This window comes from Streptomyces sp. LUP47B, assembly GCF_001746295.1.
In the GTDB taxonomy this organism is placed as follows: domain Bacteria; phylum Actinomycetota; class Actinomycetes; order Streptomycetales; family Streptomycetaceae; genus Streptomyces.
On record NZ_MJAH01000020.1, the window covers coordinates 83966 to 109327 of the forward strand.

General features: G+C 70.9%; 25 protein-coding genes and 1 riboswitch. Of the genes, 9 read left to right on the forward strand and 16 right to left on the reverse strand.

All coding sequences use genetic code 11. The features are described from left to right. The first annotated feature begins 6 nt into the window (after positions 1 to 6). Positions 7 to 114, forward strand: a riboswitch (TPP riboswitch). The 4 genes from BFN33_RS41710 to BFN33_RS41725 all read left to right on the forward strand — a co-directional run bounded on the left by BFN33_RS41710 (position 111) and on the right by BFN33_RS41725 (position 4663). After that, entirely contained in the window at positions 111 to 1181 is a 1071-nt protein-coding gene (locus BFN33_RS41710) for a thiamine ABC transporter substrate binding subunit (protein ID WP_069765493.1), read from the forward strand. Its footprint overlaps the riboswitch before it by 4 nt. Next, positions 1157 to 2827 (forward strand): iron ABC transporter permease, encoded by a 1671-nt coding sequence (locus BFN33_RS41715; protein WP_079141308.1) that lies wholly within the window; start codon positions 1157 to 1159, stop codon positions 2825 to 2827. The genes BFN33_RS41710 and BFN33_RS41715 overlap by 25 nt, the downstream gene beginning before the upstream one ends. After that, entirely contained in the window at positions 2827 to 3849 is a 1023-nt protein-coding gene (locus BFN33_RS41720; RefSeq protein ID WP_069765436.1) for an ABC transporter ATP-binding protein, read from the forward strand. The genes BFN33_RS41715 and BFN33_RS41720 overlap by 1 nt, the downstream gene beginning before the upstream one ends. A 25-nt stretch (positions 3850 to 3874) precedes the next feature. Beyond that, positions 3875 to 4663, forward strand: a complete 789-nt coding sequence (locus BFN33_RS41725) for a maleylpyruvate isomerase family mycothiol-dependent enzyme (RefSeq protein WP_069765437.1) — start codon at positions 3875 to 3877, stop codon at positions 4661 to 4663. 49 nt (positions 4664 to 4712) lie between these two features. Here BFN33_RS41725 and BFN33_RS41730 read toward each other — a convergent pair whose 3' ends face one another. From BFN33_RS41730 to BFN33_RS41760, 7 genes are all read right to left on the reverse strand, one after another. Further along, positions 4713 to 5405 carry an LAETG motif-containing sortase-dependent surface protein gene (locus BFN33_RS41730; RefSeq protein ID WP_069765438.1) on the reverse strand — a complete coding sequence of 231 codons (693 nt, stop codon included), beginning with the start codon at positions 5403 to 5405 and terminating at the stop codon, positions 4713 to 4715. A gap of 147 nt (positions 5406 to 5552) precedes the next feature. Next, positions 5553 to 6674, reverse strand: a complete 1122-nt coding sequence (locus tag BFN33_RS41735) for an LOG family protein (protein ID WP_069765439.1) — start codon at positions 6672 to 6674, stop codon at positions 5553 to 5555. Positions 6675 to 6709: 35 nt separating this feature from the next. Continuing rightward, on the reverse strand, positions 6710 to 7129 hold the full coding sequence (locus tag BFN33_RS41740; protein WP_069765440.1) for a VOC family protein: 420 nt from the start codon (positions 7127 to 7129) through the stop codon (positions 6710 to 6712). Between the two features lie 120 nt (positions 7130 to 7249). Continuing rightward, positions 7250 to 8614, reverse strand: a complete 1365-nt coding sequence (locus tag BFN33_RS41745) for a hypothetical protein (protein ID WP_069765441.1) — start codon at positions 8612 to 8614, stop codon at positions 7250 to 7252. Then, positions 8596 to 9336 (reverse strand): ABC transporter ATP-binding protein, encoded by a 741-nt coding sequence (locus BFN33_RS41750; protein WP_069765442.1) that lies wholly within the window; start codon positions 9334 to 9336, stop codon positions 8596 to 8598. Before BFN33_RS41750 ends, BFN33_RS41745 begins: the two co-directional genes overlap by 19 nt. Positions 9337 to 9526: 190 nt before the next feature. Further along, positions 9527 to 10891, reverse strand: a complete 1365-nt coding sequence (locus tag BFN33_RS41755; RefSeq protein ID WP_069765443.1) for an aspartate aminotransferase family protein — start codon at positions 10889 to 10891, stop codon at positions 9527 to 9529. A 19-nt stretch (positions 10892 to 10910) separates the two neighbouring features. Continuing rightward, positions 10911 to 11441: an Lrp/AsnC family transcriptional regulator gene (locus tag BFN33_RS41760; RefSeq protein WP_069765444.1), complete on the reverse strand. Its 531-nt coding sequence runs from the start codon at positions 11439 to 11441 to the stop codon at positions 10911 to 10913. A gap of 170 nt (positions 11442 to 11611) precedes the next feature. On the opposite strand from BFN33_RS41760, the gene BFN33_RS41765 reads away from it, so the two are divergent. Then, positions 11612 to 13051 (forward strand): gamma-aminobutyraldehyde dehydrogenase, encoded by a 1440-nt coding sequence (locus tag BFN33_RS41765; protein WP_069765445.1) that lies wholly within the window; start codon positions 11612 to 11614, stop codon positions 13049 to 13051. A gap of 127 nt (positions 13052 to 13178) precedes the next feature. Here BFN33_RS41765 and BFN33_RS55700 read toward each other — a convergent pair whose 3' ends face one another. The 5 genes from BFN33_RS55700 to BFN33_RS41785 are packed head-to-tail and all read right to left on the reverse strand — an operon-like array spanning position 13179 to position 17176. Then, positions 13179 to 13340, reverse strand: a complete 162-nt coding sequence (locus tag BFN33_RS55700) for a hypothetical protein (protein WP_218109077.1) — start codon at positions 13338 to 13340, stop codon at positions 13179 to 13181. A 33-nt stretch (positions 13341 to 13373) separates the two neighbouring features. Continuing rightward, positions 13374 to 14039: a response regulator transcription factor gene (locus BFN33_RS41770; protein ID WP_069765446.1), complete on the reverse strand. Its 666-nt coding sequence runs from the start codon at positions 14037 to 14039 to the stop codon at positions 13374 to 13376. Then, entirely contained in the window at positions 14036 to 15385 is a 1350-nt protein-coding gene (locus BFN33_RS41775; RefSeq protein WP_069765494.1) for a sensor histidine kinase, read from the reverse strand. Before BFN33_RS41775 ends, BFN33_RS41770 begins: the two co-directional genes overlap by 4 nt. Positions 15386 to 15410: 25 nt before the next feature. Then, positions 15411 to 16247: a hypothetical protein gene (locus BFN33_RS41780; RefSeq protein ID WP_088245501.1), complete on the reverse strand. Its 837-nt coding sequence runs from the start codon at positions 16245 to 16247 to the stop codon at positions 15411 to 15413. Continuing rightward, positions 16247 to 17176 carry an ABC transporter ATP-binding protein gene (locus BFN33_RS41785; RefSeq protein WP_069765448.1) on the reverse strand — a complete coding sequence of 310 codons (930 nt, stop codon included), beginning with the start codon at positions 17174 to 17176 and terminating at the stop codon, positions 16247 to 16249. Before BFN33_RS41785 ends, BFN33_RS41780 begins: the two co-directional genes overlap by 1 nt. Positions 17177 to 17436: 260 nt before the next feature. Here BFN33_RS41785 and BFN33_RS41790 point away from each other — a divergent pair, with 260 nt between their 5' ends. Further along, complete coding sequence (locus tag BFN33_RS41790) at positions 17437 to 17862, forward strand: SRPBCC family protein (protein ID WP_069765449.1); 426 nt, start codon at positions 17437 to 17439, stop codon at positions 17860 to 17862. Positions 17863 to 17922: 60 nt separating this feature from the next. Further along, positions 17923 to 18450, forward strand: a complete 528-nt coding sequence (locus BFN33_RS41795) for a hypothetical protein (protein ID WP_069765450.1) — start codon at positions 17923 to 17925, stop codon at positions 18448 to 18450. On the opposite strand, the gene BFN33_RS41800 is transcribed toward BFN33_RS41795, so the two are convergent. Further along, complete coding sequence (locus BFN33_RS41800; protein WP_069765451.1) at positions 18443 to 19576, reverse strand: serine hydrolase; 1134 nt, start codon at positions 19574 to 19576, stop codon at positions 18443 to 18445. The genes BFN33_RS41795 and BFN33_RS41800 overlap by 8 nt on opposite strands. A 222-nt stretch (positions 19577 to 19798) precedes the next feature. Between BFN33_RS41800 and BFN33_RS41805 the strand changes: the two genes are divergently transcribed. Further along, the gene (locus BFN33_RS41805) at positions 19799 to 21475 is read left to right on the forward strand and encodes an RNA polymerase sigma factor (protein WP_069765452.1); all 1677 of its coding nucleotides are present in this window, start codon (positions 19799 to 19801) and stop codon (positions 21473 to 21475) included. Here BFN33_RS41805 and BFN33_RS41810 read toward each other — a convergent pair. Next, positions 21448 to 22179: a glycerophosphodiester phosphodiesterase gene (locus BFN33_RS41810; protein ID WP_069765453.1), complete on the reverse strand. Its 732-nt coding sequence runs from the start codon at positions 22177 to 22179 to the stop codon at positions 21448 to 21450. The genes BFN33_RS41805 and BFN33_RS41810 overlap by 28 nt on opposite strands. Before the next feature lie 26 nt (positions 22180 to 22205). Next, positions 22206 to 23246: an adenosine deaminase gene (locus BFN33_RS41815; protein WP_069765454.1), complete on the reverse strand. Its 1041-nt coding sequence runs from the start codon at positions 23244 to 23246 to the stop codon at positions 22206 to 22208. A gap of 747 nt (positions 23247 to 23993) precedes the next feature. On the opposite strand from BFN33_RS41815, the gene BFN33_RS41820 reads away from it, so the two are divergent. Beyond that, positions 23994 to 24707, forward strand: a complete 714-nt coding sequence (locus BFN33_RS41820; protein ID WP_069765455.1) for a DUF4190 domain-containing protein — start codon at positions 23994 to 23996, stop codon at positions 24705 to 24707. 52 nt (positions 24708 to 24759) lie between these two features. Here the strand turns inward: BFN33_RS41820 and BFN33_RS41825 are convergent, their stop codons facing one another. Further along, positions 24760 to 25317 carry an NADAR family protein gene (locus BFN33_RS41825; RefSeq protein ID WP_069765456.1) on the reverse strand — a complete coding sequence of 186 codons (558 nt, stop codon included), beginning with the start codon at positions 25315 to 25317 and terminating at the stop codon, positions 24760 to 24762. Positions 25318 to 25362 lie beyond the last annotated feature (45 nt).

Here is a 25362-nt window from a genome sequence, read left to right on the forward strand (position 1 = left end):
CATCTTCATATCCGACAGGGGAGCGCCACAGCGCTGAGAGTGCGGCCACAGGGCCGCAGACCCTCTGAACCTCGCCCAGGTCATTCTGGGTAGGAAGTTCGGTCATCACCGTGAACAACAAGAAGTTTCTTGCTGCCGTCGTCGGCCTCGGCCTGGTCACGCTGTCCGCGTGCGGCTCGTCGTCCGACGACTCCAAGAGCTCCGACTCCAAGACCGTCACCCTCGTCAGCCACGACTCGTGGGCCGTCTCCAAGAACGTCCTCGCCGACTTCGAAAAGAAGTCCGGCTACCGGGTGAAGGTCCTGGAGGACGGCGACGCCGGGCAGGCCGTCAACAAGGCCATCCTCACCAAGGACAACCCGCAGGGCGACGTCTTCTTCGGCGTCGACAACACCCTGCTGTCCCGCGCGCTCGACAACGGGCTCTTCCAGTCGTACGAGGCCAAGGGCGCCGATCGGATCAAGGCCGGGTACCGGGTCGACGGGGACAAGGTCACGCCCATCGACACCGGCGACATCTGCGTCAACTACGACAAGGCCTACTTCACCGAGCACAAGCTCCAGCCGCCGACGTCGTACGACGATCTGATCAAGCCCGCCTACAAGAACCTCCTCGTCACCGAGAACGCCTCCACCTCCTCGCCGGGGCTCGGCTTCCTCCTCGGGAGTGCCGCGAAGTACGGCGACGACGGCTGGCAGGGCTACTGGAAGAAGCTCAAGGCCAACGGCGTCAAGGTCGTCGACGGCTGGGAGCAGGCCTACAACGAGGAGTTCTCCGGTTCCGCCGGGGGCAAGAAGGCCAAGGCCGACCGGCCGCTCGTCGTGTCGTACGCCTCCTCGCCGCCCGCCGAGGTGATCTACGCCGACCCCAAGCCGACGACCGCCCCCACCGGCGTGGCGCAGGGCACCTGCTTCCGGCAGATCGAGTACGCCGGACTGCTGAGCAACGCCGCGAACACCAAGGGCGGCAAGGCGTTCCTGGACTTCCTGCTCACCAAGGAGTTCCAGCAGGATATGCCGCTCAACATGTTCGTCTACCCGGTCGTGGACGGCGCCCAGGTGCCTGCCGAGTTCACGCAGTACGGTCCGCAGGCCAAGGACCCCGAGACCATGGACCCGGCGAAGATCGCCGACAACCGTGACGACTGGGTCAAGTCGTGGACCTCGCTCGTACTGAAGTAAGGCCCCGCAAGGGCGTCAGGAACGCGGCGGCCCGGCTCGGTCTCATGGCCGTGCCCGTCGCGTTCTTCGCCGTCTTCTTCGCCTACCCCGTCGCCGCGATCGTCGCGCGCGGCCTCAAGACCGACGGGACCTGGCAGTTCGGCCGGATCACCGACGTCCTCTCCCAGTCGGACATCCGGCACGTCCTGTGGTTCACCACCTGGCAGGCCCTCGTCTCCACCACGCTCACGCTCCTGGTCGCGCTCCCCGGCGCGTATGTCTTCGCGCGCTTCGACTTCCCCGGCAAGCAGATCCTGCGGGCCGTGGTCACCGTCCCCTTCGTGCTGCCGACCGTCGTCGTCGGTACGGCCTTCCTCGCGCTCGTCGGCCGCGGCGGGTTGCTGGACGAGTGGTGGGGCGTACGGCTGGACACCACCGTGTGGGCGATCCTGCTCGCCCACGTCTTCTTCAACTACGCGGTCGTCGTACGGACCGTCGGCGGACTGTGGGCCCAGCTGGATCCCCGTCAGGAGGAGGCCGCGCGGATGCTGGGTGCGTCCCGGCTCAGGGCCTGGCGGACCGTCACGCTCCCCGCGCTCGGGCCCGCCGTGGCCGCCGCCGCCCTCATGGTCTTCCTCTTCACCTTCACCTCCTTCGGCGTGGTGCAGATCCTCGGTGGGCCGACCTTCTCGACCCTCGAAGTGGAGATCTACCGGCAGACATCCGAGATCTTCGACCTGTCCACGGCCGCCGTGCTGACGCTGATCCAGTTCGTCGCGGTGGGCGCTGTCCTCGCCCTGCACGCGTGGACCGTACGGCGCCGGGAGACCGCGCTGCGGCTCGTGGACGAGTCCCTCACCGCCCGGCGGCCGCGCGGGGCGGGGGAGTGGGGGCTGCTGGCCGGGGTCGTGGGCAGCGTCGCCGTCCTCCTGGTGCTGCCGCTCGCGGTGCTGGTGCAGCGGTCGCTCGGCGCTGCCGACTTCGGCTACTACCGGGCGCTGACCCACAGCGACGGCGGGGTCTTCCTCGTCGCGCCGATCGAGGCGGTCGGGAACTCACTCGAGTACGCCCTCGCCGCCACCGCCATCGCGGTGGTGATCGGGGGCCTCGCGGCGGCCGCGCTCACGCGGCGGGACGCGGGCCGGTTCGTACGGGGCTTCGACGCGCTGCTGATGCTGCCGCTCGGGGTGTCCGCGGTGACCGTCGGGTTCGGGTTCCTGATCTCGCTCGACGAGCCGCCGCTGGACCTCAGGCAGTCCTGGATCCTGGTGCCGCTCGCGCAGGCCCTGGTCGGGGTGCCCTTCGTCGTCCGGACCATGCTGCCGGTGCTGCGGGCCGTGGACCACCGGCTGCGGGAGGCCGCGGCCGTGCTCGGGGCCTCGCCGTGGCGGGTGTGGCGGGAGGTCGATCTGCCCATGGTGCGCCGAGCGTTGCTGATCGCCGCGGGCTTCGCCTTCGCCGTGTCGCTGGGCGAGTTCGGGGCGACGGTGTTCATCGCACGGCCCGACAACCCGACCCTGCCGGTCGCCGTGGCACGGCTGCTCGGGCGGGCCGGTGATCTCAACTACGGCCAGGCGATGGCCCTTTCGACGATCCTGATGGTGGTGTGCGCGGTGGCGCTGCTGGTCCTCGAACGGCTGCGGACCGACCGGACCGGGGAGTTCTGATGCTGCTGAGCCTTGCGGACGCGACGGTACGGTTCGGCGGGCGGGCCGTGCTCGACGAGGTCGGTCTCGATGTCGCCGAGCACGAGATCGTGTGTGTGCTCGGGCCCAGCGGCAGCGGCAAGTCGACGCTGCTGCGGGTGGTGGCCGGCCTGCAACCGCTCGATGAGGGCCGGGTCCTGCTCGACGGGCGTGACCAGGGCGGAGTGCCCGCGCACAAGCGTGGCGTCGGGCTGATGTTCCAGGACCATCAGCTCTTCCCGCAGCGGGACGTGGGCGCCAACGTGGCCTTCGGACTGCGGATGCACGGGGCCACTAGGACACAACAGGACGAGCGGGTACGGGAGTTGCTCGACCTCGTCGGGCTTCCCGGTGCCGCCCGCCGGGCCGTCGGCGCGCTCTCCGGCGGTGAGCAGCAGCGGGTCGCACTGGCCCGCGCGCTCGCGCCCCGGCCCCGGCTGCTGATGCTCGACGAGCCGCTCGGACAGCTGGACCGCTCGCTGCGGGAGCGGCTGGTCGTCGAACTGCGGGAGCTGTTCGGGCGGTTGGGCACCACGGTGCTCGCGGTCACCCACGACCAGGGTGAGGCCTTCGCGCTCGCCGACCGGGTCGTGGTGATGCGGGACGGGCGGATCGCCCAGTCCGGTACGCCTCTTGAGGTGTGGCAGCGGCCGGCGGACGAGTTCGTGGCCCGCTTCCTCGGCTTCGAGAACGTCGTCGAGGGCACGGTGGCGGGAGAGGTCGCGGACACGGCGTGGGGGAAGGTTCCGGTGCCTTCGGGAGCCGCCCAGGGGGTCAGGAGCGTGCTGGTGCGGCCGGCGGGAGTGCGGCTCCTGGCGGCTGACGAGGGTTTGCGCTGCACGGTGGCCGCGCGGACCTTCAAGGGCACCCACGTGGCCGTACATGTGCACCCTCAGGAAGGCGGGCCGCGGTTGGAGGCCGCGTGCGCGCTCCGCGAGGCGCCGGAGGTCGGGGACACCGTCGGGGTGGAGTTCGACCCGGCCGAAATCGTCGTGCTGAACTGACCGGGGCGGACATAAGGTGCGGGGCATGACCCTGCTCGCACATGACCGGTACTGCGACGAGATCACTCACCAAGTCGGCCTGCTGAGGGACGTACTGACGTCCGGGGCCGACCTGTCCCTGACCGTGCCGACCTGCCCGGAGTGGTCGCTGGAGCAGCTGGTGCGGCACACCGGGGGTGCCCTGCGCTGGGTGGAGTTGATGGTGCGGACCCGGGCCGGGGAGGAAGTGCCCGAGGACCGGGTGCCGTCGGGGGAGGGACCCGAGGACGCCGGGGCGCTGGACGCCTGGCTCGCGGAGACGGGGCAGATGCTCGTCGCCGCGCTTCGGGAGGCCGGGCGGGATGCCAGGGTGTGGTCCTGGGCCGGGATCCCCACCTCGGGCTTCTGGGCCCGCCGGATGGCACACGAACTCACGGTCCACCGTGCCGACGCCGCGCTCGCCGCCGGACAGCCGTACGAAGTGGCCCCGGAGATCGCCGCCGACGCGATCGACGAGTGGTTGCAGATCGTGGAGTTCGCACAGCGGACCATTCCGGACGACGAGTCGAGGGAACTGCGCGGCTCAGGGCGCAGTATCCATCTGCACGCCACCGACGGGACGCCTCGACTGAACGCCGAGTGGGTGATCGAGTTCACCGAGGACGTCATCGTGTGGCGGCGCGGGCACGAGAAGGCGACGGTCGCCCTGCGGGGCCCGCTGACCGCCGTGATGCTCGCGTTCTACCGCCGACTGCCCCTGGACAGCCCGGAGTTGGAAGTCCTCGGGGAGCGGGAGCTGCTGGAGTTCTGGCTGGAGCGGGCGAGCTTCGGATGACATGGGTGTGGCCCGCCCCGAACTCGGGACGGGCCACGCACGACTGTCGTCAGCGGGTGCCGGCCCCACGACGGCGCAGGCCGAAGAACACGGCGCCGCCGCCGATGGCGACCAGGGCGACCGCGATCCCGGCGATCAGGCCGGTGTTGGAGTTCGCACCGGTCTCGGCGAGGTTGGAGTCGCCGGCCGCGGGCGACGGGGCGTTGCTCTCGACGGTGGCCGGAGCGGTGGTGCCCTCCGAGGCCGACGGGGTCGGGGTCGCGGACTCCTCGGCCGGAGTGCTGGCGGAGTCCGACGGGGTGGGCGTGGGCGTCGGGGTCGGCGTGTCCTCGGTCTTGCAGGCGGTCGCCGGGGTGGTCAGGTTCGGCTTGATGTCCGCGCCCTTGATGTAGGGCTGGGCCTCGACGTGCACGCGGTACTCCGCGTTCGGCGCCCAGTCCTCCTCGAAGGTGATGGTGGTGCCCTCCTTGGAGCCCTTCACCGTCTGCTCGCCGACCTTCTTCGCGTCGGCGCCGTTGCTCTGCAGGTACACGGAGACAGTCGCCTCGACGCCGGACTTGTCGACGTCGGTGACGGTGATGACGCCCTGGGTGCCGTCGCACTTGGCTTCGGCGGAGAACTCATTGATGTTGCAGGCAAGCGCGTTGCCGGAGGCACCGAGCACGATCGCGGTCGATGCGGCGGCGACGCCGAGGAAGCGCGAGACGCGGGCGGTGCGGCGGGATATGGGCGTAAATGCCACGTTCGTCCTTCACAGGAAGCTCAAATGCGGGGGGCTGAAGGGATGGTGATGTGACATCACCGTCCCCAGGAGTCTCACAGGTCTATAAGCGCAGCATAAGAAGTGTCAACGTGTAGGCGCCCTACAAGTGTTGACTTTGCCTGCTTATTAAGGTGTGAGACGTTTCAGCGCCTCTCCGGCGTCCTCGATCCGGTCAACAAGGGCGATTCGGGCCTCCATTGACCGCTCCCGCGCGAGGGCCTGGAGCAGCGGCCAGGTGGGCAGCTTCTCCGTCCAGTGGACGCGGTTCACGAGCACCATCGGCGTGGGTTCGCCGCGCGACTCGTAGTAGTTGGGCGTCGCGTTGTCGAAGATCTCCTGCACGGTGCCGGCGGCGCCCGGCAGGAAGACCACACCCGCGGTGGAGCGGGCGAGCAGGCCGTCCTCGCGGGTGGCGTTGGCGAAGTACTTGGCGATGTGCGAAGCGAAGGCGTTCGGCGGCTCGTGCCCGTAGAACCAGGTCGGGATGCCGACGGAGTGGCCGCCCCGGGGCCAGCGGGCGCGGACCTCGAAGGCGGCGCGCGCCCAGTCGCTGATCGACGGCGTGAACGACGGTGCCTCGGAGAGGATTGCGCACGCCTCGTCGAGCATGGCGTCCTCGAAGGGGGCCGCGTAGGCGCCGAGGTTGGCCGCCTCCATCGCACCCGGGCCGCCACCGGTGGCCACGATGAGCCCGGCGCGGGCCAGTTCGCGGCCGAGGCGGGCGGCGCCGGCGTATTCGCGGGTGCCGCGGGCCATCGCGTGGCCGCCCATCACCCCCACGACCCTTGTGCCGCGCAGGAGTTCGTCGAGGGCGTCGGAGACGGCGTCGTCATGGACGGAGCGCAGCATCGACGCGTATATGTCGCCGTCGGCCTTGGTGCGCTGGAACCAGGCGTAGGCGAGCGCGTCGGGGGTCTGCTCGTATCCCTTCTCCAGCCCGTCGAACAACTCGTCGGGGGAGTAGAGCAGTCCGCGGTACGGGTCGAAGGGCAGGTTCGGGACGGGCGGGAAGACCAGGGCGCCGTCCGCGCGGATCTTCTTGGCGGCGTTCTCCCGCATCGGGCAGCCGAGGAAGACGGCGCCCGCGGTGTCGGTGGCCAGCAACTCCCTTGTCCGGTCCGTCAGATCGACCGCCTGGACCCGGAAACCGGCGAGGGTGCCGCGGGCCGGTACGACCGCGTCGAACTCCTCCAGCGTCTCGATCTCACGGTCGTCGTGGTGTGCCGCATGGGCGGGGCTCGTCTGCACCCGCCCATGCTCGCACGCCGAGTTGCGGCCGTGGGTCAGCCCTCGATCACCGCCGGGTCCATCCAGACGACCTCCCAGCTGTGGCCGTCGAGGTCGTCGAAGGAGCGGCCGTACATGAAGCCGTGGTCCTGGGTCTCCCCGGACAGGGTGCCGCCCGCCGCGAGCGCCTTGTCGACCAGCTCGTCGACCTTCGCGCGGCTCTCCGCGCTCAGTGCGATCAGGACCTCGCTGGTCTTCGTCGCGTCCGCGATCTCCTTCTTGGTGAAGGTCGCGTAGAACGCCTTCGTCATCAGCATCGCGACGATGGTGTCGCTGATCACGACGGACGCCGCGTCGTCGTTGCTGAACTGCGGGTTGATCGAGTAGCCGAGCTCGGTGAAGAACGTCTTCGAGGCGTCGAGGTCGTTCACGGCCAGGTTCACGAAGATCATCTGCTGGTAGGTCGGCGAGGTCATCGGAGTCTCTCCCATCGGGTGCGTGCTGTTCGGTGGGTAGACGGGTGGACGCGGCGGAACTCATCGGTGGCCGTGATTTTTTTTCGTACGGCTATTTCGTACGGCTATTTCGTACGGGGCTCAGGAGGTCAGGGGGAGGGCCGCCAGCTCGGCCACGATCAGGGTGAGCGGGCCGAAGAGGGCCAGCAGGGCGCTGGCGCGGAGGGCCGCCGCGCTGCGGAGCATGGTCGCCGGGGCGCCCAGGCGGAGCAACGCGGCTGTGGTGTCCGACCTCGCGTGCTTGGCCTCGACGGCGGCCGTGAGCAGCGTGGCGATCGTGCAGCTCGACACCAGGAGCAGGCCGAGGGTGGTCAGGGGGCCCACCTCGGGGCCTGCCGGGTCGTACAGGGTGGCCATGGCGTAGATGCCGGACGTCACCGCGCAGACGATGCCCAGAGGGCGGCCGATGCGGGCGGCTTCCGACATGAGGACTCTTCCGGCGAGCAGGCGCAGGGCGCCGGGGTGGGTGGACTGCAGGAGGCGGCCGCAGAGGTGGGTGAGGCCGGGGCCGGCGACCGCCAGGCCCACGGCGGTCAGGAGCCAGCCGATGAGGACGGAGGGGGTGCCTGCCAGGCCGCCGGGCAGGGGAGCGGAGGGGTCGGTCCCTTGCCGGTTGGCGTAGGCCTCCACCGCCAGGCCCGCGGCGAGCACGGCGATGCCCCAGGGGAGGCCCTTGGGGGCTTCCTGGGGGGCGGGCAGGGCTTCTCGGCCGAGGTCCTCGGTCTGGCCGGCCTCGGCCAAGGGCGCCGTAGGGGTGCTTTCTGCCGCCCTCGCTTGCGGGTTGCGCCCATGTTCGGTGCCGGCGGCGCGACCGCCCGTGGGCCGGTGAGCCCTGAAACGGCCGTACGAGCCGAAGGTCTCCCTGGCCGCCGTCCTGCCGTACGCGCCGAAACGGCCGTACGACCGCGCCTCCCTCTTCGCCGATGCCGGCCTGTCGTCCCGTGGCCGCAGGACGAATCCCACCGTGGCCGACGCGACCACCGGGACCAGGCCCAGCAGGGTCAGGGCGGCCGGCAACGGGAGCGGGACGTCCGCCGCCAGGAAGTCCGCCGCCGCTCCGTCGAAGGGCATGCCCGTCAGGTCGCCCCGGAGATGGAGGAAGAAGAGCAGGGCCAGCAGGGAGCCGAGGGTGCAGGACAGGGCAGTTGTCGTGGCCGACACGGCCATCAGACGGGCCGGGCCCAGGCCGATGGCCGCGAGACCGGAGCGGGGGCGGGTGCCCGGGTCGGTGCGGGCGACCGCCAGGGCGAAGTGGACCGTCGCCGCCAGGGGTGTCAGACACCATGCCAGGCGCAGCAGGGCGCCGGACGGGTCCCCGGGGTGACTGATCGCGTGGCCGAGAGCGCACAGGAGGAGGAAGCCCGTGCCTGCCGAGGCGAGTGCCACCAGGAGGCGGCGCAGCTGTACGGCGGGACGGGCGCCCCGCATCAGACGGAGAGCGAGCACGCGGTACGGTCCTCCGAGTCGGCCATCGGGGGCAGGTGCACGGTGTTCACCCGGCGTCCGTCCAGGAGGGTGACCGTGCGGTCCGCCAGCGCTGCGGTGTGGGCGTCGTGCGTCGCCAGGAGCACGGTGATGCCGTGGGAGCGGGCGGCCGTCGTGAGCGTCCGCAGGACGTGCGCGCGGTCCGCCCGGTACAGGGGAGCCGTCGGTTCGTCCGCGAACAGCACGGACGGGGCCGGGGCCAGGGCGCGGGCGATGCAGACGCGCTGGCGTTCGGACTGGGTCAGCTCGTGCGGGCGGCTGGCGGTCCGGTCGCCGATGTCGAGGCGCTCCAGCCACTCCAGGGCGGCCGTCCTGGCGCGCCTGCGGCCGGTGCCGCGCAGCATGAGGGGGAGGGCGACGTTCTCCCAGGCGTTGAGCTCCGGGACCAGCGCGGGGGCCGGGTCGATCCAGCCGAAGCGGTCGCGACGCAGGCGCTCGCGGGTCATCGGGCCCATCGTGTGCACGGGAACGCTGTTGAACCAGACCTCGCCGCGCTGGGCCGGGGTGAGTCCCGCCAGACATCTGAGCAGCGCGGTCTTGCCGCTGCCGCGCGGGCCGCTCACGGCGAGGATCTCGCCCTCGCGCACGCCGAGGGAGACGCCCTGCAGCGCCGGCGAGCCGTCGCGGTGGGTGAAGTGCAGGGAGCGTGCCCAGAGCACATCGTTGTCCGGCGGGGCCTCCATGGGCGTACACCTCGTTCTGGTCCGTTGTGCCTTGCAATCCCCCGAGCGGGGGAACGAAAGCAGGGCCGATCGGTTACCAGGCACGCTAAGGAGACGGGGGCGGGACGCCGTACAGCACACGGCCCGGGGTGCACGCCTGTCACTCGGACGGGTGCACGCCGGGCCGTGCCGGCCGCTGAATCGCCGGGGGCTAGAGCTTCGTCCAGGCCTCGGTGAGGGTCGCGCGCAGGATCTGCTCGATCTCGTCGAAGGTCCCCTGGTCGGAGATCAGCGGCGGGGCGAGCTGGACGACCGGGTCGCCGCGGTCGTCGGCACGGCAGTACAGGCCGTTGTCGTACAGGGCCTTGGAGAGGAAGCCGTACAGGACGCGCTCGGTCTCCTCGTCGTTGAAGGACTCCTTCGTCGCCTTGTCCTTGACCAGCTCGATGCCGTAGAAGAAGCCGTTGCCGCGGACGTCGCCGACGATCGGCAGGTCGTGGAGCTTCTCCAGGGTGGCGCGGAAGGCGCCCTCGTTGTCGAGGACGTGCTGGTTGAGGTTCTCGCGCTCGAACAGGTCGAGGTTCGCCAGACCCACCGCGGCCGACACGGGGTGGCCGCCGAAGGTGTAGCCGTGCAGGAAGACGTTGTCCTCCTTGTAGAACGGCTCGGCCAAGCGGTCGGAGATGATGCAGGCGCCGATCGGCGAGTAGCCCGAGGTCATGCCCTTGGCGCAGGTGATCATGTCCGGGACGTAGTCGAACTTGTCGCAGGCGAACATGGTGCCGAGGCGGCCGAAGGCGCAGATGACCTCGTCGGAGACGAGCAGCACGTCGTACTGGTCGCAGATCTCGCGGACCCGCTGGAAGTAGCCGGGCGGGGGCGGGAAGCAGCCGCCCGCGTTCTGCACGGGCTCCAGGAAGACCGCGGCGACGGTGTCCGGGCCCTCGAAGAGGATCTGCTGCTCGATCTGGTCGGCGGCCCAGCGGCCGTAGGCCTCGGGGTCGTCGCCGTGGATCGGGGCGCGGTAGATGTTGGTGTTCGGGACTTTGTGGGCGCCCGGGACCAGCGGCTCGAAGGGGGCCTTCAGAGCCGGCAGGCCGGTGATCGACAGGGCGCCCTGCGGGGTGCCGTGGTAGGCGACCGCCCGGGAGATGACCTTGTACTTCGTGGGCTTGCCGGTGAGCTTGAAGTACTGCTTGGCGAGCTTCCAGGCGGTCTCGACCGCCTCGCCGCCGCCGGTGGTGAAGAAGACCTTGTTCAGGTCGCCGGGCGCGTGCTGCGCGAGGCGCTCCGCGAGTTCGACGGCCTTCGGGTGGGCGTAGGACCACACCGGGAAGAACGCCAGGTCCTGCGCCTGCTTGAAGGCGGCCTCGGCGAGTTCCGTACGGCCGTGACCGGCCTGGACCACGAACAGGCCCGCGAGACCGTCGAGGTAGCGCTTGCCCTTGTCGTCGTAGATGTAGGTGCCCTCGCCCCGGACGATGGTCGGGACCGGGGAGTTCTCGTACGAGGACATGCGGGTGAAGTGCATCCACAGGTGGTCGTACGCGGTGCGGCTGAGGTCCTTGGAGCTCACGGTTATCGGGTCCTCACGGTTATCGGGTTCCCCACATGTAGGTCTGCTTCTTGAGCTTCAGATAGACGAAGCTCTCGGTGGAGCGCACTCCGGGGATGGCCCGGATACGGCGGTTGATGACCTCCAGAAGGTGGTCGTCGTCCTCGCAGACGATCTCCACCATCAGGTCGAAGGAGCCGGCGGTCATCACCACGTACTCGCATTCGGCCATGCCGGTCAGCGCGTCGGCCACGGACTCCACGTCGCCCTCGACATGAATGCCGACCATCGCCTGGCGCCGGAAGCCCACGGTGAGCGGGTCCGTGACGGCGACGATCTGCATCACGCCCTGGTCGAGCAGCTTTTGGACGCGCTGGCGCACGGCCGCCTCCGACAGGCCCACGGCCTTGCCGATCGCGGCGTACGGACGGCGGCCGTCCTCCTGGAGCTGCTCGATGATGGCGAGGGAGACGGCGTCCAGGTTCGGGCCGGCGCCGTTCCTGGACTCGCTCCTGGACTCGCGGGAGTCCTTGGGGTCTGCGCTTCGACTGGCCACGACGTCACTGTGCACGAGGTCTCGTCACTTACGCAAGGTCGGGGCGATGAAATTCGTTGTTTACGTGACTGAGACCTGCGGATTTCGCAGCCTTGGCGCGATCGGGGGTGTTGAAAACGTGGGCCGCCGGATTAGGGTGGGTGTCTCAGTCAGTGGACAGTTCCAAACCCCACAGGAGGCCGGCAGTGAGCACCGAGCTGCGTCGTCTGCGCAACTACATCGACGGTGAGTTCCGGGACGCCGCCGACGGGCGCACCACCGAGGTGGTCAACCCCGCGACCGGTGAGGCGTACGCGACCGCGCCGCTGTCCGGACCGGCGGACGTGGACGCGGCGATGGCCGCCGCTGCCGCCGCCTTCCCGGGCTGGCGCGACCAGACCCCCGCCGAGCGGCAGAAGGCCCTGTTGAAGATCGCGGACGCGTTCGAGGAGCGGGCCGAGGAGCTCATCGCGGCCGAGGTGGAGAACACCGGCAAGCCGATCGGGCTCACGCGGTCCGAGGAGATCCCGCCCATGGTCGACCAGATCCGCTTCTTCGCCGGCGCGGCGCGGATGCTGGAGGGGCGGTCGGCCGGTGAGTACATGGAGGGTCTGACCTCCATCGTGCGGCGCGAGCCGGTCGGGGTCTGCGCCCAGGTGGCGCCGTGGAACTACCCGATGATGATGGCCGTGTGGAAGTTCGCGCCGGCGATCGCGGCGGGCAACACCGTGGTGCTGAAGCCGTCGGACACGACGCCCGCGTCGACCGTGCTGATCGCGGAGATCATCGGGTCCATCCTGCCGAAGGGCGTCTTCAACGTCGTCACCGGTGACCGGGACACCGGGCGCCTGATGGTCGAGCACCCGACGCCGGCGATGGCGTCCATCACGGGGTCGGTGCGGGCCGGTATGTCGGTCGCCGAGTCCGCCTCCAAGGACCTGAAGCGGGTGCACCTGGAGCTGGGCGGCAAGGCCCCGGTCGTCGTCTTCGAGGACACCGACATCCCGAAGGCCGTCGAGGACATCTCGGTGGCGGGCTTCTTCAACGCCGGGCAGGACTGCACGGCGGCCACGCGGGTGCTGGTGCAGTCGTCGATCCACGACGAGTTCGTCGCGGCGCTCGCGAAGGCCGCCGCCGACACGAAGACCGGGCAGCCGGACGACGAGGACGTGCTGTACGGGCCGCTCAACAACCCGAACCAGCTCAAGCAGGTCTCCGGGTTCATCGAGCGGCTGCCCGCGCACGCCAAGGTCGAGGCCGGTGGTCACCAGGTCGGCGAGAAGGGGTACTTCTACGCGCCAACCGTCGTGTCCGGGCTGAAGCAGGACGACGAGATCATCCAGAAGGAGGTCTTCGGGCCGGTCATCACCGTCCAGTCCTTCACGGACGAGGAGCAGGCCGTGTCGTGGGCCAACGGGGTCGAGTACGCGCTCGCCTCCTCGGTGTGGACCAAGGACCACGGCCGCGCGATGCGGATGTCCAAGAAGCTGGACTTCGGATGTGTGTGGATCAACACGCACATTCCGCTGGTCGCCGAGATGCCCCATGGCGGCTTCAAGAAGTCCGGCTACGGCAAGGACCTCTCGGGCTACGGCTTCGACGACTACACACGGATCAAGCACGTGATGACGTCGCTGGACGCGTAGTTCTTCCGCCGCGGGAGGTGCGCTTCCGCGGGTGGTCCTTCGGCCGCGGGTGCGTGGGGGCTGGTTGCGCAGTTCCCCGCGCCCCTGAGGGGAATTGCGGTATCCCGCGGCCGAGATGGCTACGGGGTCACGGTGGCGCCCGCTCGACGGGGTGCGAAGACGTCCCCGGCGGGCTCGCCGGGTGCGGGGTGCCCGCCGCGTACATGGCCGCGAGCGACCGGGCCGTCACCGGCCACTCCGCCACCGACAGACGGCTCACCTGGGCGAACCGGCCGCTCCGCATCGACACGGACGAGGTGACGGGGCTCTCCGGCCCGCCGGTCTACGGCTTGGCTCTCACCAGGCCGGTGTCGTACGCCGTGATCACGGCCTGGATGCGGTCGCGGGCCCCGATCTTGGCGAGGACGCGGCCGACGTGCTTCTTCACCGTGGACTCGGTGAGCACGAGCCGCTCGGCGATCTCCGTGTTCGTCCAGCCCTGCCCGATGGCGACGAGGACCTCGCGCTCGCGGTCGCTGAGGGTCCGGAGCCGGGGGTCGTCGGGGGCGGCGTCGGTCGGGGCGAGGACCTGGTGGGCGTAGGCGTCCAGGAGACGGCGGGTCAGGCGGGGGGCCACGACCGCGTCGCCGGTGGCGACCGCGAGGATGCCGGCGACGAGCTCCTCCGGGCGGGCGTCCTTGAGCAGGAAGCCGCTGGCCCCTGCCCGCAGGCCTTCGTAGGCGTACTCGTCGAGGTCGAAGGTGGTGACGATCAGGACGCGGGTACGGCCGCCGGTGGCGGTGATGCGGCGGGTGGCCTCGATGCCGTCCATGCCGGGCATGCGGATGTCCATGAGGACGACGTCGGGGCGCAGTTCGGCGGCCATGCGGACGGCCTCGGCGCCGTGCTCGGCCTCGCCGACCGCCTCCAGGCCCGGCGTGCCCTCCAGGAGCATGCGGACGCCCATGCGCTGCAGGGGCTGGTCGTCGGCGATGAGGACGGTGGTCATGGCAGGGGATCTCCCGGTGGTACGTCGAGCACGACGTCCACGAGCCAGCCGTGGCCGGTGTCGCGTGGGCCGATGATGACGGTGCCGCCGAACATGGCGGCGCGCTGGCGGATGCCGACGAGGCCGTGGCCGGGACCGTCGCCGTCTGTCGGCGGCTTCGCCGGCGCGGGTGCGCCGGGCGGTGTGCCGGTGTCGGCGACCTTGACGCGTACGTCTCCTCTCCCGGCGGCGAGGGTGACCTCGGCGGACGTGCCGGTCCCCGCGTGCTTGAGGGAGTTGGTCAGCGACTCCTGGACGATGCGGTACACGGTGAGCTGTACGCCGCTGCTCAGTGCGTCCAGATCGCCCACAGTCCTATAGGTGACCGGCAGGCCTGCCGCCCGCACCCGCGCGAGAAGGGGGTCCAGGTCGCGGATGCCGGGCTGAGGGCTGAGTGGCCGCGCGTCTTCGTCAGGTCCCCGCTCATCGCGCAGGACGCCCAGCACACGGCGCAGTTCACTCATGGCCTGGCGGCCGGTGTCGCCGAGGATGCGCAGGGCGTCGGCGGACCGCTCGTTCCGGTTGGCGGCGAGGGTCGCGGCGCCGTCCGCGACGCTGACCATGACGGAGAGGTTGTGGCCGACGATGTCGTGCATCTCGCGGGCGACCCGGGAGCGCTCGGCGGCGGCCGTGAGCCGGACGCGTTGCTCGTGCTCGATCTCCAGACGCCGGGCGCGGTCCTCCAGCGCCGCCAGATACATCTGCCGGATGCGCAGCGTCAGGCCCGTGGCGACGGCCGCCGTCGCCGTGCCCAGCAGGAAGAAGGCGCTGAGCAGCGGATGCTCGACCGGGACCAGGACGGAGACCGCCAGCACCGCCTCGACCACGGTCAGCGCGGCGGCCCAGCCCAGCAGCCGCAGTGACGCGGTCCTGGCCACGGTGTACAGGGCGATGAGCGCCGCGACGCCGGCCGGCAGCCAGATCCCCAGCGACCACTGGACGAGGGACACCGACATGATCACGAAGTACGTGACGGCCGGGACCTTGCGGCGCCACCACAGCGGAACGACGAACGCGGCGACGCAGGCGACCAGGACACCGGGCGGCAGCTCACGGACCTCGGTCTCCGCGAACGGGGGCTCGCCCCCGCCCCGGAGCAGGACCGGCAGGCTGAACAGGGCGACGGCCAGCACCAGGGCCGTGTCGAACAGCCACGGGTGCCGGCGGTCCAGCCGCGTGAGGCGGCCCCGGTCGCGCAGCATACGGCCCAGGAGCGGGTGCGCCCACGCGGCGTCGATTCCGGGGGACGGCGGGGCCGCCGTCCCCCGGTCCGGGTCCGCGGGGGCCGCGGCACGGTGCGCGGTCATGGACACCATTGTCCCCGTGCCCAGGTCAGGCGTCGGACTTCACGAGCCGGAAGGCCGCCCCGGCCAGTGCCAGGGCCACCCATCCGGCGAACACCGCGAGGCCCGCGCCGGGGGAGAGGGCGTCCGAGGACTGGTGCAGGGCGTAGGCGGCCGAGCCCGCGTTGCCGGGGAAGTAGGGATTGATGCTGTCGTACAGCGAGTCGGGCAGCAGCGTGGCCAGGCCGGGCAGGATGAGCAGGATGCCGACCAGGGCCGCGATGGCTCCTGCGGAGGACCGGATCAGCACGCCCAGGGCCACGCCGAACACGGCGACCAGGCCGAGGTAGACCCCGGCGCCGGCCAGGCTGCGCAGGACGCCGTCGTCACCGAGGGACAAGGCGATCTTCTCGCCGTCCAGGCCCGGGGTTCCCAGCAGGAACGCGGCCACGGCGCCGACGCCGGTGAGGACCAGGGCGACCGGACCGATCACGGCGGCCTTCGACCACAGGACGGGCAGGCGGCGCGGTACGGCGGTGAGCGTCGAGCGGATCATGCCGGTGCTGTACTCGCCGGCCGACATCAGCACTCCGAGCACCCCGATGGCCAGCGAGGCGAACGTGGCTCCGGTCAGGGCCAGGCTCACCGCGGTGCTGTCACCGCTGCCGCCTCCCGGTCCGCCCGGTCCGGGCGCGGTGACGTCGGGACTGTAGGTGTAGGAGGCGATCGTCCCGAACAGGACCAGCAGGAACACCGCGACACCCAGGGTGATCCAACTGGAGCGCAGGGACCAGAACTTGGCCCACTCCGAGCGCAGCACCCGGACACCGGTGACCTTGTACTCCGCCGTGCGGGCAGGAGCGGGGGCGAGGCTGGTGACGGTCATCAGGCGGCCTTTCGTTCGGCGTCGGCCGGAGCGCTCTGGTACTCGACGACATCGCGGGTGAGGTCCATGAACGCCGCCTCCAGGGAGACGGACTGTGGGGTGAGTTCGTGCAGCGCCACTCCGTGCCGGGCGGCGATCGCCCCGATCTCACGCGCGTCGCGTCCGTTGACCAGCAGCTCTTCGGCGCTGGAGGAGGTGACCGTGACGTCGGGGCCGGCCAGCAGCGAGCGCAGCTTCGCCGCCTCGGCGGTCGCGACCTTCACGCCCCCGCCGCCGGCCGCGTGGGTGAAGTCGTCGACCGTGGTGTCGGCGAGCAGCCGGCCGCGTCCGATGATCACCAGGTGGTCGGCGATCAGCGCGGTCTCGCTCATCAGGTGCGAGGACAGCATCACGGCCCGGCCCTCGTCGGCCAGCGAGCGCAGCAGGTTGCGCACCCACAACACGCCTTCCGGATCAAGGCCGTTGACCGGTTCGTCGAGCATGACGACGGCTGGGTCGCCGAGCAGGGCCGCGGCGATGCCGAGCCGCTGTCCCATACCGAGGGAGAAGGCGCCCACCCGCTTGCCGGCCACGCTCGTCAGCCCCGCCAGCTCGATCACCTCGTCCACCCGGCGGCGCGGAATGCCGTGGGTGTACGCGAGCGCCATCAGGTGGTTGAACGCGCTGCGCCCTGGATGGACGGACTTGGCCTCCAGCAGAGTGCCGATCTCGTGCAGGGGCGCGGCCTGACTGGCGTAGGAACGGCCGCCCACGGTGACCGATCCCTTGGTGGGGGCGTCCAGGCCGACGACCATGCGCATGGTCGTGGACTTGCCGGCGCCGTTGGGACCGAGGAAGCCGGTCACCTCGCCGGACTTGACGGTGAAGCTCAGGTGGTCGACGACGGTCTTGTCGCCGTACCGCTTGGTCAGCTCACGCGCTTCGATCATGGGAAGGGGCCTTTCCTGCCTGGGACTCGACCCCGTCGGCCGAGGCGCCGCGGTGTCTGCTGTCGACGTTAGGAGCGCCACAGGCCAGGACTCTGGGACCGCGGGGGAATCCTCGGGGCCCGAGTGGTACCCGGGTACCACCGAGACCCCTCCGGGGTAGTCCGTGGGCAGGACCGTGTGTGCCGTCCCGGCCGGGGTATCCGCTTCCCACCGCAACCGTCGAGCGCCGGCCCCCGGCTGATCGGAAGGAGAGGTACCGCATGTCCGCGTCCCTCGTGGAAACGGTCGACATCGAGGCTCCCGTCGCTGTCGCATGGGCCCTGTGGAGCGATGTGACCCGGTGGCCGACCTTTCTGAGCCACGTACGCCTGGTGGAGCGGCTGGACGAGCGCCGCTTCGCCTGGCAGCTGCAACTGCCCGGCGCCGACAAGAACTTCGTCGCCGAGCTCACCGAGGTCATCGCCGAGGACCGCATCGCCTGGCGCACGGTGGAGGGGGTTCACCACGCGGGCGTGGTCACCTTCCACCGGCTCGGTGACACCACGAGCCGGGTGACGCTGCAGATCGAGTACGACCCCAAGGGGTTCGTCGAGCACCTCGGCGCGCTGACCAACCTGGACTCGACGCTCGCCAACTACGACCTGGGGGAGTTCCAGAAGCTGGCCGAGACGGCGGCGGCGTCCTGACCTCGATCCCCGCACCCACAATGTTTTGAACATGTTCAATTCCAGGCGTACGCTGCTGCCATGAGCGACAGAGCCGCCCAACTCAGGGGCATCCGCGCATGGCTGGTCTTCTTCGTCGTCTGCCTGGTGCTCAGCGGCGCCACCGCCTTCCCGCTGGTCCACGAACTGCGCTGGACCGAGGACGTGCTGCGGCACCTTCCCGCGCCGGACGCCCTGACGGACTGGATCGCCCGCGTCCGGCGCGGGCTCGACACCGCCGACTCCGACTACCCCTTCCTCCTCTACGGCACGGACTGGCTGGCCTTCGCCCACCTGGTCATCGCGGTCGCCTTCTACGGCCCCTACCGCGACCCGGTCCGCAACATCTGGGTCGTCGAGTTCGGCATGATCGCCTGCGCCGGGATCGTCCCGCTCGCCCTGATCTGCGGACCGATCCGGGGGATCCCGTTCTGGTGGAGCGTGATCGACATGGCGTTCGGGGTGTGCGGGGTGCTCCCGCTGTACGTCGTACGGAGGAGGATCAAGCGGCTGGAGGCACTCGCACGGCACAACCCCCCGCACGACACCGCCGCCGTGCCCGCTACTTGAGTGCGGCCGTGATGATCCGGACGACGACGGGGTTCGCGTCCTCGCTCTTCGCGTCGGTGGAGTTGACCGAGTAGACGAGCGTGCGGCTCAGATCGCGGGTGGCGGCGATCGCCGAGCTGTAGCCGTACCGGGCACCGGACTTGACCCAGTAGACCTTCCCGCCGGACTCGTAGCGCTGGAGGCCGCCCGCGCTGTAACTCGCGCCGGTGATGCCCGACGGGACCGAGAACACCTCCTTCAGCTGCGGCCGCTCGACGATCCGGCCCCGGAAGAGACAGGTGAGCAGCCGCTCCAGGTCCTCGATCGTGGAGATCATGTCCCCGGCCGCGAACCGGTCCGCCTGGTTCCACTCCGTGACGTCCACGAACTCCGTCGTCCCGTCGGCCCGCTTCACCGCCTGGTAGCCCCGATTGTGCGGGCCGAGGATGCGCGGGTCGGTGCCCGGGAAGTACGTGTCCCGCATCCCGGCCGGTGCCAGTACCAGCCGGGCGGCCTCGGAGGCGTACGACCGCCCGGTCACCCTCTCGATCAGCAGGCCGAGGAAGGTGTAGTTGATGTTGAGGTAGTGCTGCTGCCTGCCCGGGCAGAACTCCGGCTGCTTAGCGCCCGCGGACGCTGCGACCCGCTGCGGGGTGAGCGTGTCGAAGCGGTGGGCGTACACCTCCTCGAAGGTGTCGCCCAGACCGTCGCCCGCCGGGATGCCGCTGGTGTGGTTGAGCAGCTGCCGTACGGTGACCGGCCGGAACCGCGCGCCCAGAAGGCCCGGCAGGTAGCGCTGGATGGGCGTGTTCAGGTCGATCCGTCCCTCGGCCACCAGACGCAGTATGGCCGCCGCCGTGACCACCTTCGTCGTCGAACCGGCCCGGAACCGCGCGCCCGGATCGGCGGGCCGCCCGCTCTCCAGGTCGTGCACGCCCGAGCTGCCGCGCCAGCCCCCGCCGGTGCCGCCGACCCGGACCAGGGCCGCGGTGGCGTCCGCGTCGGGGAGCCCCGCGAGCGCCGCGCGCAGCGCCTTGGCGTCCGGTGCGCCGGCGCTGTGCGCGGTCGCCGACGCGGTCGGCAGGCCGGCGGTCAGGGGTACGGCGAGAGCGCCGGCGAGGATGCTTCTGCGACGAAGGTCACGCACGAGTCGGCTCCTGGGGGTGTGGGATGTGTGTGATCATCCTGCGTGGCCGGCGAGGTGACGGGATCGTCGGCGAGGAGGGGCCGACCCCTGGCGCAACCCTGAGCAACTCCTGCTGCTTTCACGGGAGTTGTGGGTGAGGTCCCCTAGGGGGCGAAAAAGTGTTATCGCGGAGCCCTTCACTCCGTCTCCACGCACGAGGGGGCACCGGCCGGAAAGGACCACGTGGACACGCGGCAGTGGCGCGACACCATCGCGGCGGCGCAGGACGGCGACCGGCGGGCGCTGGACGAGCTCGTCGAGGGCTGGCTGCCGCTGGTGTACAACATCGTCGGCCGCGCCCTGAACGGCCACGCCGATGTCGACGACGTCGTCCAGGAGACCATGCTGCGGGCCGTGGACAACCTCGGCAGCCTGCGCGACCCGGACAGCTTCCGGTCCTGGCTGGTCGCCATCGCCATGCGGCAGATACGGGACCGGGCCCGCCGCAGGACCCCCGCCCGGCTGGACGAGTCGGCCGCGAGCGGAGCCGCCGACTTCGCCGAACTCACCGTCCTGCGACTCCAGTTGGAGGGGCAGCGGCGCGAGGTCGCGGAGGCCGTGCGCTGGCTCGACGACGAGGACCGGCAACTGCTCTCGCTGTGGTGGCTGGAGGTCGCCGGTGAGCTCACCCGACGGGAACTGGCCGCCGCCGTCGGCATCAGCAGACAGCACGCCGCCGTACGCGTCCAGCGGATGAAGGAGCGCCTGGAGACCTCCCGGGGCATCGTCCGCGCCCTCGACGGGGCCTGCCCCGACCTGCGCGAACTGACCACCCGCTGGAACGGCCGCCCCGACTCGGTCTGGCGCAAGCGGCTGGCCCGGCACATCCGCGGCTGCGGCTACTGCGGAGACACCCGCGAGTCCGTCGTACCGCCGGAGCGGCTGCTCGTCGGGATCGCGCTGGTGCCGGTCCCCGTCGGCTTCACCCTCTCGCTGGCCCTCGGCGGCAAGACGGCCGCGGCCGCCGGCGCCACGGTCGCGTCCGTCAGCTGGTCCGCCAAGGTGCTGAGCGCCCTCACCCAGCCCGTCGTCGCGGCCACAGCGGGGGCGACGATCGTCGCGGGCGGGGCGTACGTCGTCACGCAGGCCCCGGACGCCCCGCCACCGCGGGTGGCGGTCTCGCCCACGGCGGCGAGTACACATCGGCCGCCGCCTGTGGCGGACACCCCGGCGGTCTCCCCGTCGCCGTCCACCTCCCCGTCGGCGACACCCACGGAGACCGTCCGCTACGGCAGCGTCGTCGACGCCGTCGACCGCGCCCCGGACCCCGACACTCCGCCCGCCGCCCTGCCGCACCGGCCCGAGACCGGCGTCACCAGCACCGGCGGGGCGCACGCCGTCCTGAACCACCGCGGGGACGGCGTCACGCTCACCGGCAAGGGCTACGTCCTCGTCCGCTGGCAGATCTCACCGCAGTACCGGGCCGGCGGACTGGTCATGCCGTCCTGGACCGGGCTGAGGGGTGAGCTCTTCCACGTCGCCTCGGGCGGCGGCCGCCGTATGGACGACCCCGTCAGCGCCACCGACAGCACCGCCACCGGCATGGGCAACTCCACCGTCGGCTACACCGTCCTGCCCGCCGGCACCCAGCAGATGTGGCAGAACGAGTACTTCTACCTCGACGGCAGCGTCACCCTCACGGTCAACGAACGCGGCGCCGACTACGGCCTCAGCGTCTTCCCGTCCAGCTGGGACGCGGCGGAGAAGGACATCACCACCGGCCCCGACCAGGGCGTCAAGCGCTACGGCCTGGTCCGCGACACCGGCAAGGACGACACCCCCGTACCGCAGTACGTCACCCGCTCGACGCCTGCTGACACGGCGACCGTCGCTCAGGAGTCCCGGGTGTCGGCACCGTAGGTCTCCGTCCCACTCCCGTTCGCCTGTGCTCTCAGTGCGCACAGGACGTCCACCCTGTTCGTCGTGATCGAGTCGACGCCCAGAGCGGCGAGGCGGCGCATCGAGCGGCGGGTGTCGGGGGTCCAGACGGAGATCAGGTAGCCGTCGGCGTGGACCCGGTCGGCGAGGCCGCGGTCGAGCAGGCCGAAACGGTAGTTGAGCCAGCGGGGCCGCACCACGTCCAGGAGGGTGGGACGCGGGGGCGCGAGGGTCGTCCAGGTGAGCGCGATCTCCGCGGCCGGGTCGGCCGCGCGTACGGCGAGCATGGCGGTGGCGTCGGCGCAGTAGTAGACGCGGTCCTGGGCTCCGCACTCGCGGACCACGTCGACGACACGGCGGGCGACCCGTACCTCCCTCGTGCCGGGCAGGTCGAGCATCAGCCGGTGGCCGTCCGTGGCCCGGAGAGCCTCCGCGAGCGTCGGCACCCTGCCGTCCGTCAGCCCTCGCACCTCGTCCGCCGACAGGGCGAGGAGGGGACGGTCGTGCTCCCACAGTCGCTTCAGCGTCTCGTCGTGGAGCAGCACCGGTACGCCGTCCCTGGTGACCCGTACGTCGACCTCCACCGCGTCCGCGCCCCGGTCGAGCGCGGAACGCAGGGAGTCGATCGTGTTCTCACGGACGCGGTAGGGGTCGCCGCGGTGTGCCACGGCCGTCAGCTTCTGCATGCGCCCATTGTGGTGGGGGCGTTCGCTCAGGGTGCGAGCCAGGTGGTGGTGTACGTGTCGATCTCGTCCTTGATCCGCGCCTTGCCCGGTTCGTCGAGGAACGACACGTCCACCGCGTTCTTCGCGAGTTCGGCGAGACCCCGTTCGTCGAGGTTCAGGAGCCTTGCCGCCACCGCGTACTCGCTGTTCAGGTCGGTGCCGAACATCGGGGGGTCGTCGGAGTTGATCGTGACGACGATGCCCGCCTCTACGAACGCCTTTATCGGGTGCTCGTCGAGGGTGCGGACGGCTCGGGTCGCGATGTTGGAGGTGGGGCACACCTCCAGCGGGATGCGGTGTTCGGCGAGGTGGGTGAGGAGCGCCGGGTCCTGGAAGGAGTTGGTGCCGTGGCCGATGCGCTCGGCGCGGAGGTGGGTGAGGGCGTCCCACACCGTCTCCGGGCCGGTCGTCTCGCCGGCGTGCGGGACCGAGTGGAGGCCCGCGGCGATCGCGCGGTCGAAGTACGGCTTGAACTGGGGGCGGGGTACGCCGATCTCGGGACCGCCGAGGCCGAAGCTCACGAGGCCCTCCGGGCGGAGGCGGTCGTCGGTGGCGAGGCGGGTCGTCTCCTCGGCGGCCTCCAGGCCGGCCTCGCCGGGGATGTCGAAGCACCAGCGCAGGACCGTGCCGAACTCGGACTCCGCCGCCTTGCGGGCGTCCTCTATGGCCTCCATGAACGCGCGCTCGTCGATGCCGCGGCGGGTCGAGGAGAACGGGGTGATGGTGAGCTCGGCGTAGCGAACCTGCTGGCGGGCGAGGTCCCGGGCGACCTCGTAGGTGAGGAGGCGTACGTCCTCGGGGGTGCGGATCAGGTCCACGACGCTCAGGTACACGTCGATGAAGTGGGCGAAGTCCGTGAAGGTGAAGTAGTCGACGAGCGCCTCGGGGTCCGTGGGGACCTTGGAGTCGGGGTGGCGGGCGGCCAGTTCGGAGACGATGCGGGGGGAGGCCGATCCGACGTGGTGCACGTGGAGTTCTGCCTTGGGCAGGTCGGCGATGAAGGCGTGCAGGTTGTCGGTCGTCGTCATGGGGGCCTTCCCTTGCTGGGCGCCTGGCGCGGTGATCGGCTGATCGGCTGATCGATGCGGAACATGTTAGGCGGGGGTGTCGTGCGGGTTCGGTGGGGGCGGGCGTTTTTTGCGCAGTTCCCCGCGCCCCTGGGTGCCTGCGGCGGCCTGTTTCGGCTTCGGTGGGGGCGGGTGTAGCGCGTGGGGTTCGGTGGGTGGGTCGGGGCCGGGGTGGGGGGTGTCCGTCCTCGGTCCGGCGGTTGCTGTTGCTTTGGGATGTGCTCGGTGACGGACGCCGGCCGCTGCGGGCGGACACCCCCCACCCCGGCCCCTTCGCGCCGTACGCGACTACCGGCCCGTCGTGGCGCGCGGTGCGGCGAACGGTCCGTCGTGGCGCGCAGTGCGGCGAACGGTCCGTCGTGGCGCACGGTACGGCGAACGGTCCGTCGTGGCGCGCGGTGCGGCGAACGGTCCGTCGTGGCGCGCGGTGCGGCGAACGGTCCGTCGTGGCGCGCGGTGCGGCCAACGGCCTGTCGTGGCGTGGGGTGCGGCGAGTGATCCGTCGTGGTGCGTGAGGTGGGGATCGGTCCGTCGTGGCGCGGGTGACTGCACCCACCTAGGGGCGCGGGGAACTGCGCGACCAGCCCCCACCGGCCCGCACCCGCCGTACGACAGCACCCGGCACCCCCCTAGGCGCCCCGCCCAAGCCCAGCGCAAGCGCCCCGCTCCCGTAGCATGGCCGCACGAACGACCTAGGGGGACGTGAGCATGACGGACGGAACGCAGTCGAGCGGGGACGGTCGGGATCCGTGGGCGCCGCCGGAGAGTGGGCCTTCGCTGGAGAAGAGCGCGTCGCCCGGTGCCGGTCAGCCGCCGTCTCCGCCCCTGCACGATCAGGCCACCGTGACGTCCGTACCGAACGACGGGTACGGCTTTCCGCCTCCCGGAGCCGCGGGACCCGCCCCCACTCCCGGCTACGGCTACCCCGGCCCGGCACAGGGCGTGCCCGTCGGCGGACCCGGACCCGGCATACCCGGTGGGCCCGCCTCCGTGCCGCCCCCGCCCGTCGGGCCGGAGGGCCCCGGCGGGCCCGTCGGCTACGCCTACCCCAACTACCCGCAGGGGTACGGGGGTTGGCCCGCCCCGCCGATGCCCCCGCAGAACGGTATGGGTGTCGCGGCGATGGTGCTGGGCATCCTGTCCTGCGCGCTGTTCTGCATGTACGGCATCCTTTCGCTGGTGCTCGGGGTTCTCGCCATCGTCTTCGGGGTCAAGGGACGCAAACGGGCCGAGCGGGGTGAGGCCACCAACCACGGGCAGGCGCAGGCCGGATTCATCATGGGGATCATCGGGACAATCCTGGGCGTCGCCGTGATCGTGCTGCTCGCCATCGGCATCACCGCCGCCATCAACTCGGACGACGACTCCGACTACTACGACGGCTCCCTCGCCGTCGTGGCTGCCTCCGTCTCGGTGGCGTAGCGGTCGTCCCGGAGGGAGCAGGGAGGGGATCGCCGGGGTTCGGTGGTCCCCTTCAGGCCGTTCTGAGGCGGTGTCTCGCCTCCATCAGCGCGAAGCCCAGGAGGTTCGGGCCTCGCCAGCGCTCCGGGTTTCCCGCCGCCTCGTCGTCCGCCGCGAGGCCGATGCCCCATACCCGGTCCATCGGGCTGGCCTCCACCAGCACTCGGTCGCCAGTGTTCAGGAGGAACTCCCGCAGGTCCTCGTGCGCCGCGAACTTGTGGACGCTGCCCTCGACGACGATCCCGAAGCGCTCGCGGCGCCAGGTCTGCTCGTCGAAGCCGCGGACCAGCCGGCCCACGTTCTTGGCCTGAGCCGGAGATCCGGCCGCCAGGACGCGGTGCTCGGCCTCCTGATCTTCGAAAAGGCGCGCCTTGCCCGCCATCATCCAGTGCTCGGCGGTCGCATAGCTCACCCCGTCCACCACGAAGGGTGAGGGCCACCACTGGCTCAGACAGCTCGCGCCGACGCGGCCGTCCGGACGTGGGCGGTGGCCCCAGAAGTGCAGATACTTGATCTTCGCTCCGGCCCGGACCTGCTTGACAAGGGCGTCCTGCGAATCGATCTTCCCCATGCATCCGAGTCTGGCAGCTGCCACTGACACTCCGTCCTTTCTTTT

Coding starts and splice junctions, on each gene's coding strand:
- BFN33_RS41810 (WP_069765453.1), bottom strand. CDS start 22,179: ATGCAGAAGCTGACGGCCGTGGCACACCGCGGCGACCCCTACCGCGTC.
- BFN33_RS41740 (WP_069765440.1), bottom strand. CDS start 7,129: ATGACCTCGCCGACCTACCAGCAGATGATCTTCGTGAACCTGGCCGTG.
- BFN33_RS41825 (WP_069765456.1), bottom strand. CDS start 25,317: ATGGGGAAGATCGATTCGCAGGACGCCCTTGTCAAGCAGGTCCGGGCC.
- BFN33_RS41775 (WP_069765494.1), bottom strand. CDS start 15,385: ATGACCGCGCACCGTGCCGCGGCCCCCGCGGACCCGGACCGGGGGACG.
- BFN33_RS41770 (WP_069765446.1), bottom strand. CDS start 14,039: ATGACCACCGTCCTCATCGCCGACGACCAGCCCCTGCAGCGCATGGGC.
- BFN33_RS41780 (WP_088245501.1), bottom strand. CDS start 16,247: ATGACCGTCACCAGCCTCGCCCCCGCTCCTGCCCGCACGGCGGAGTAC.
- BFN33_RS41820 (WP_069765455.1), top strand. CDS start 23,994: ATGACGGACGGAACGCAGTCGAGCGGGGACGGTCGGGATCCGTGGGCG.
- BFN33_RS41790 (WP_069765449.1), top strand. CDS start 17,437: ATGTCCGCGTCCCTCGTGGAAACGGTCGACATCGAGGCTCCCGTCGCT.
- BFN33_RS41785 (WP_069765448.1), bottom strand. CDS start 17,176: ATGATCGAAGCGCGTGAGCTGACCAAGCGGTACGGCGACAAGACCGTC.
- BFN33_RS41750 (WP_069765442.1), bottom strand. CDS start 9,336: ATGGAGGCCCCGCCGGACAACGATGTGCTCTGGGCACGCTCCCTGCAC.
- BFN33_RS41720 (WP_069765436.1), top strand. CDS start 2,827: ATGCTGCTGAGCCTTGCGGACGCGACGGTACGGTTCGGCGGGCGGGCC.
- BFN33_RS41815 (WP_069765454.1), bottom strand. CDS start 23,246: ATGACGACGACCGACAACCTGCACGCCTTCATCGCCGACCTGCCCAAG.
- BFN33_RS41725 (WP_069765437.1), top strand. CDS start 3,875: ATGACCCTGCTCGCACATGACCGGTACTGCGACGAGATCACTCACCAA.
- BFN33_RS41795 (WP_069765450.1), top strand. CDS start 17,923: ATGAGCGACAGAGCCGCCCAACTCAGGGGCATCCGCGCATGGCTGGTC.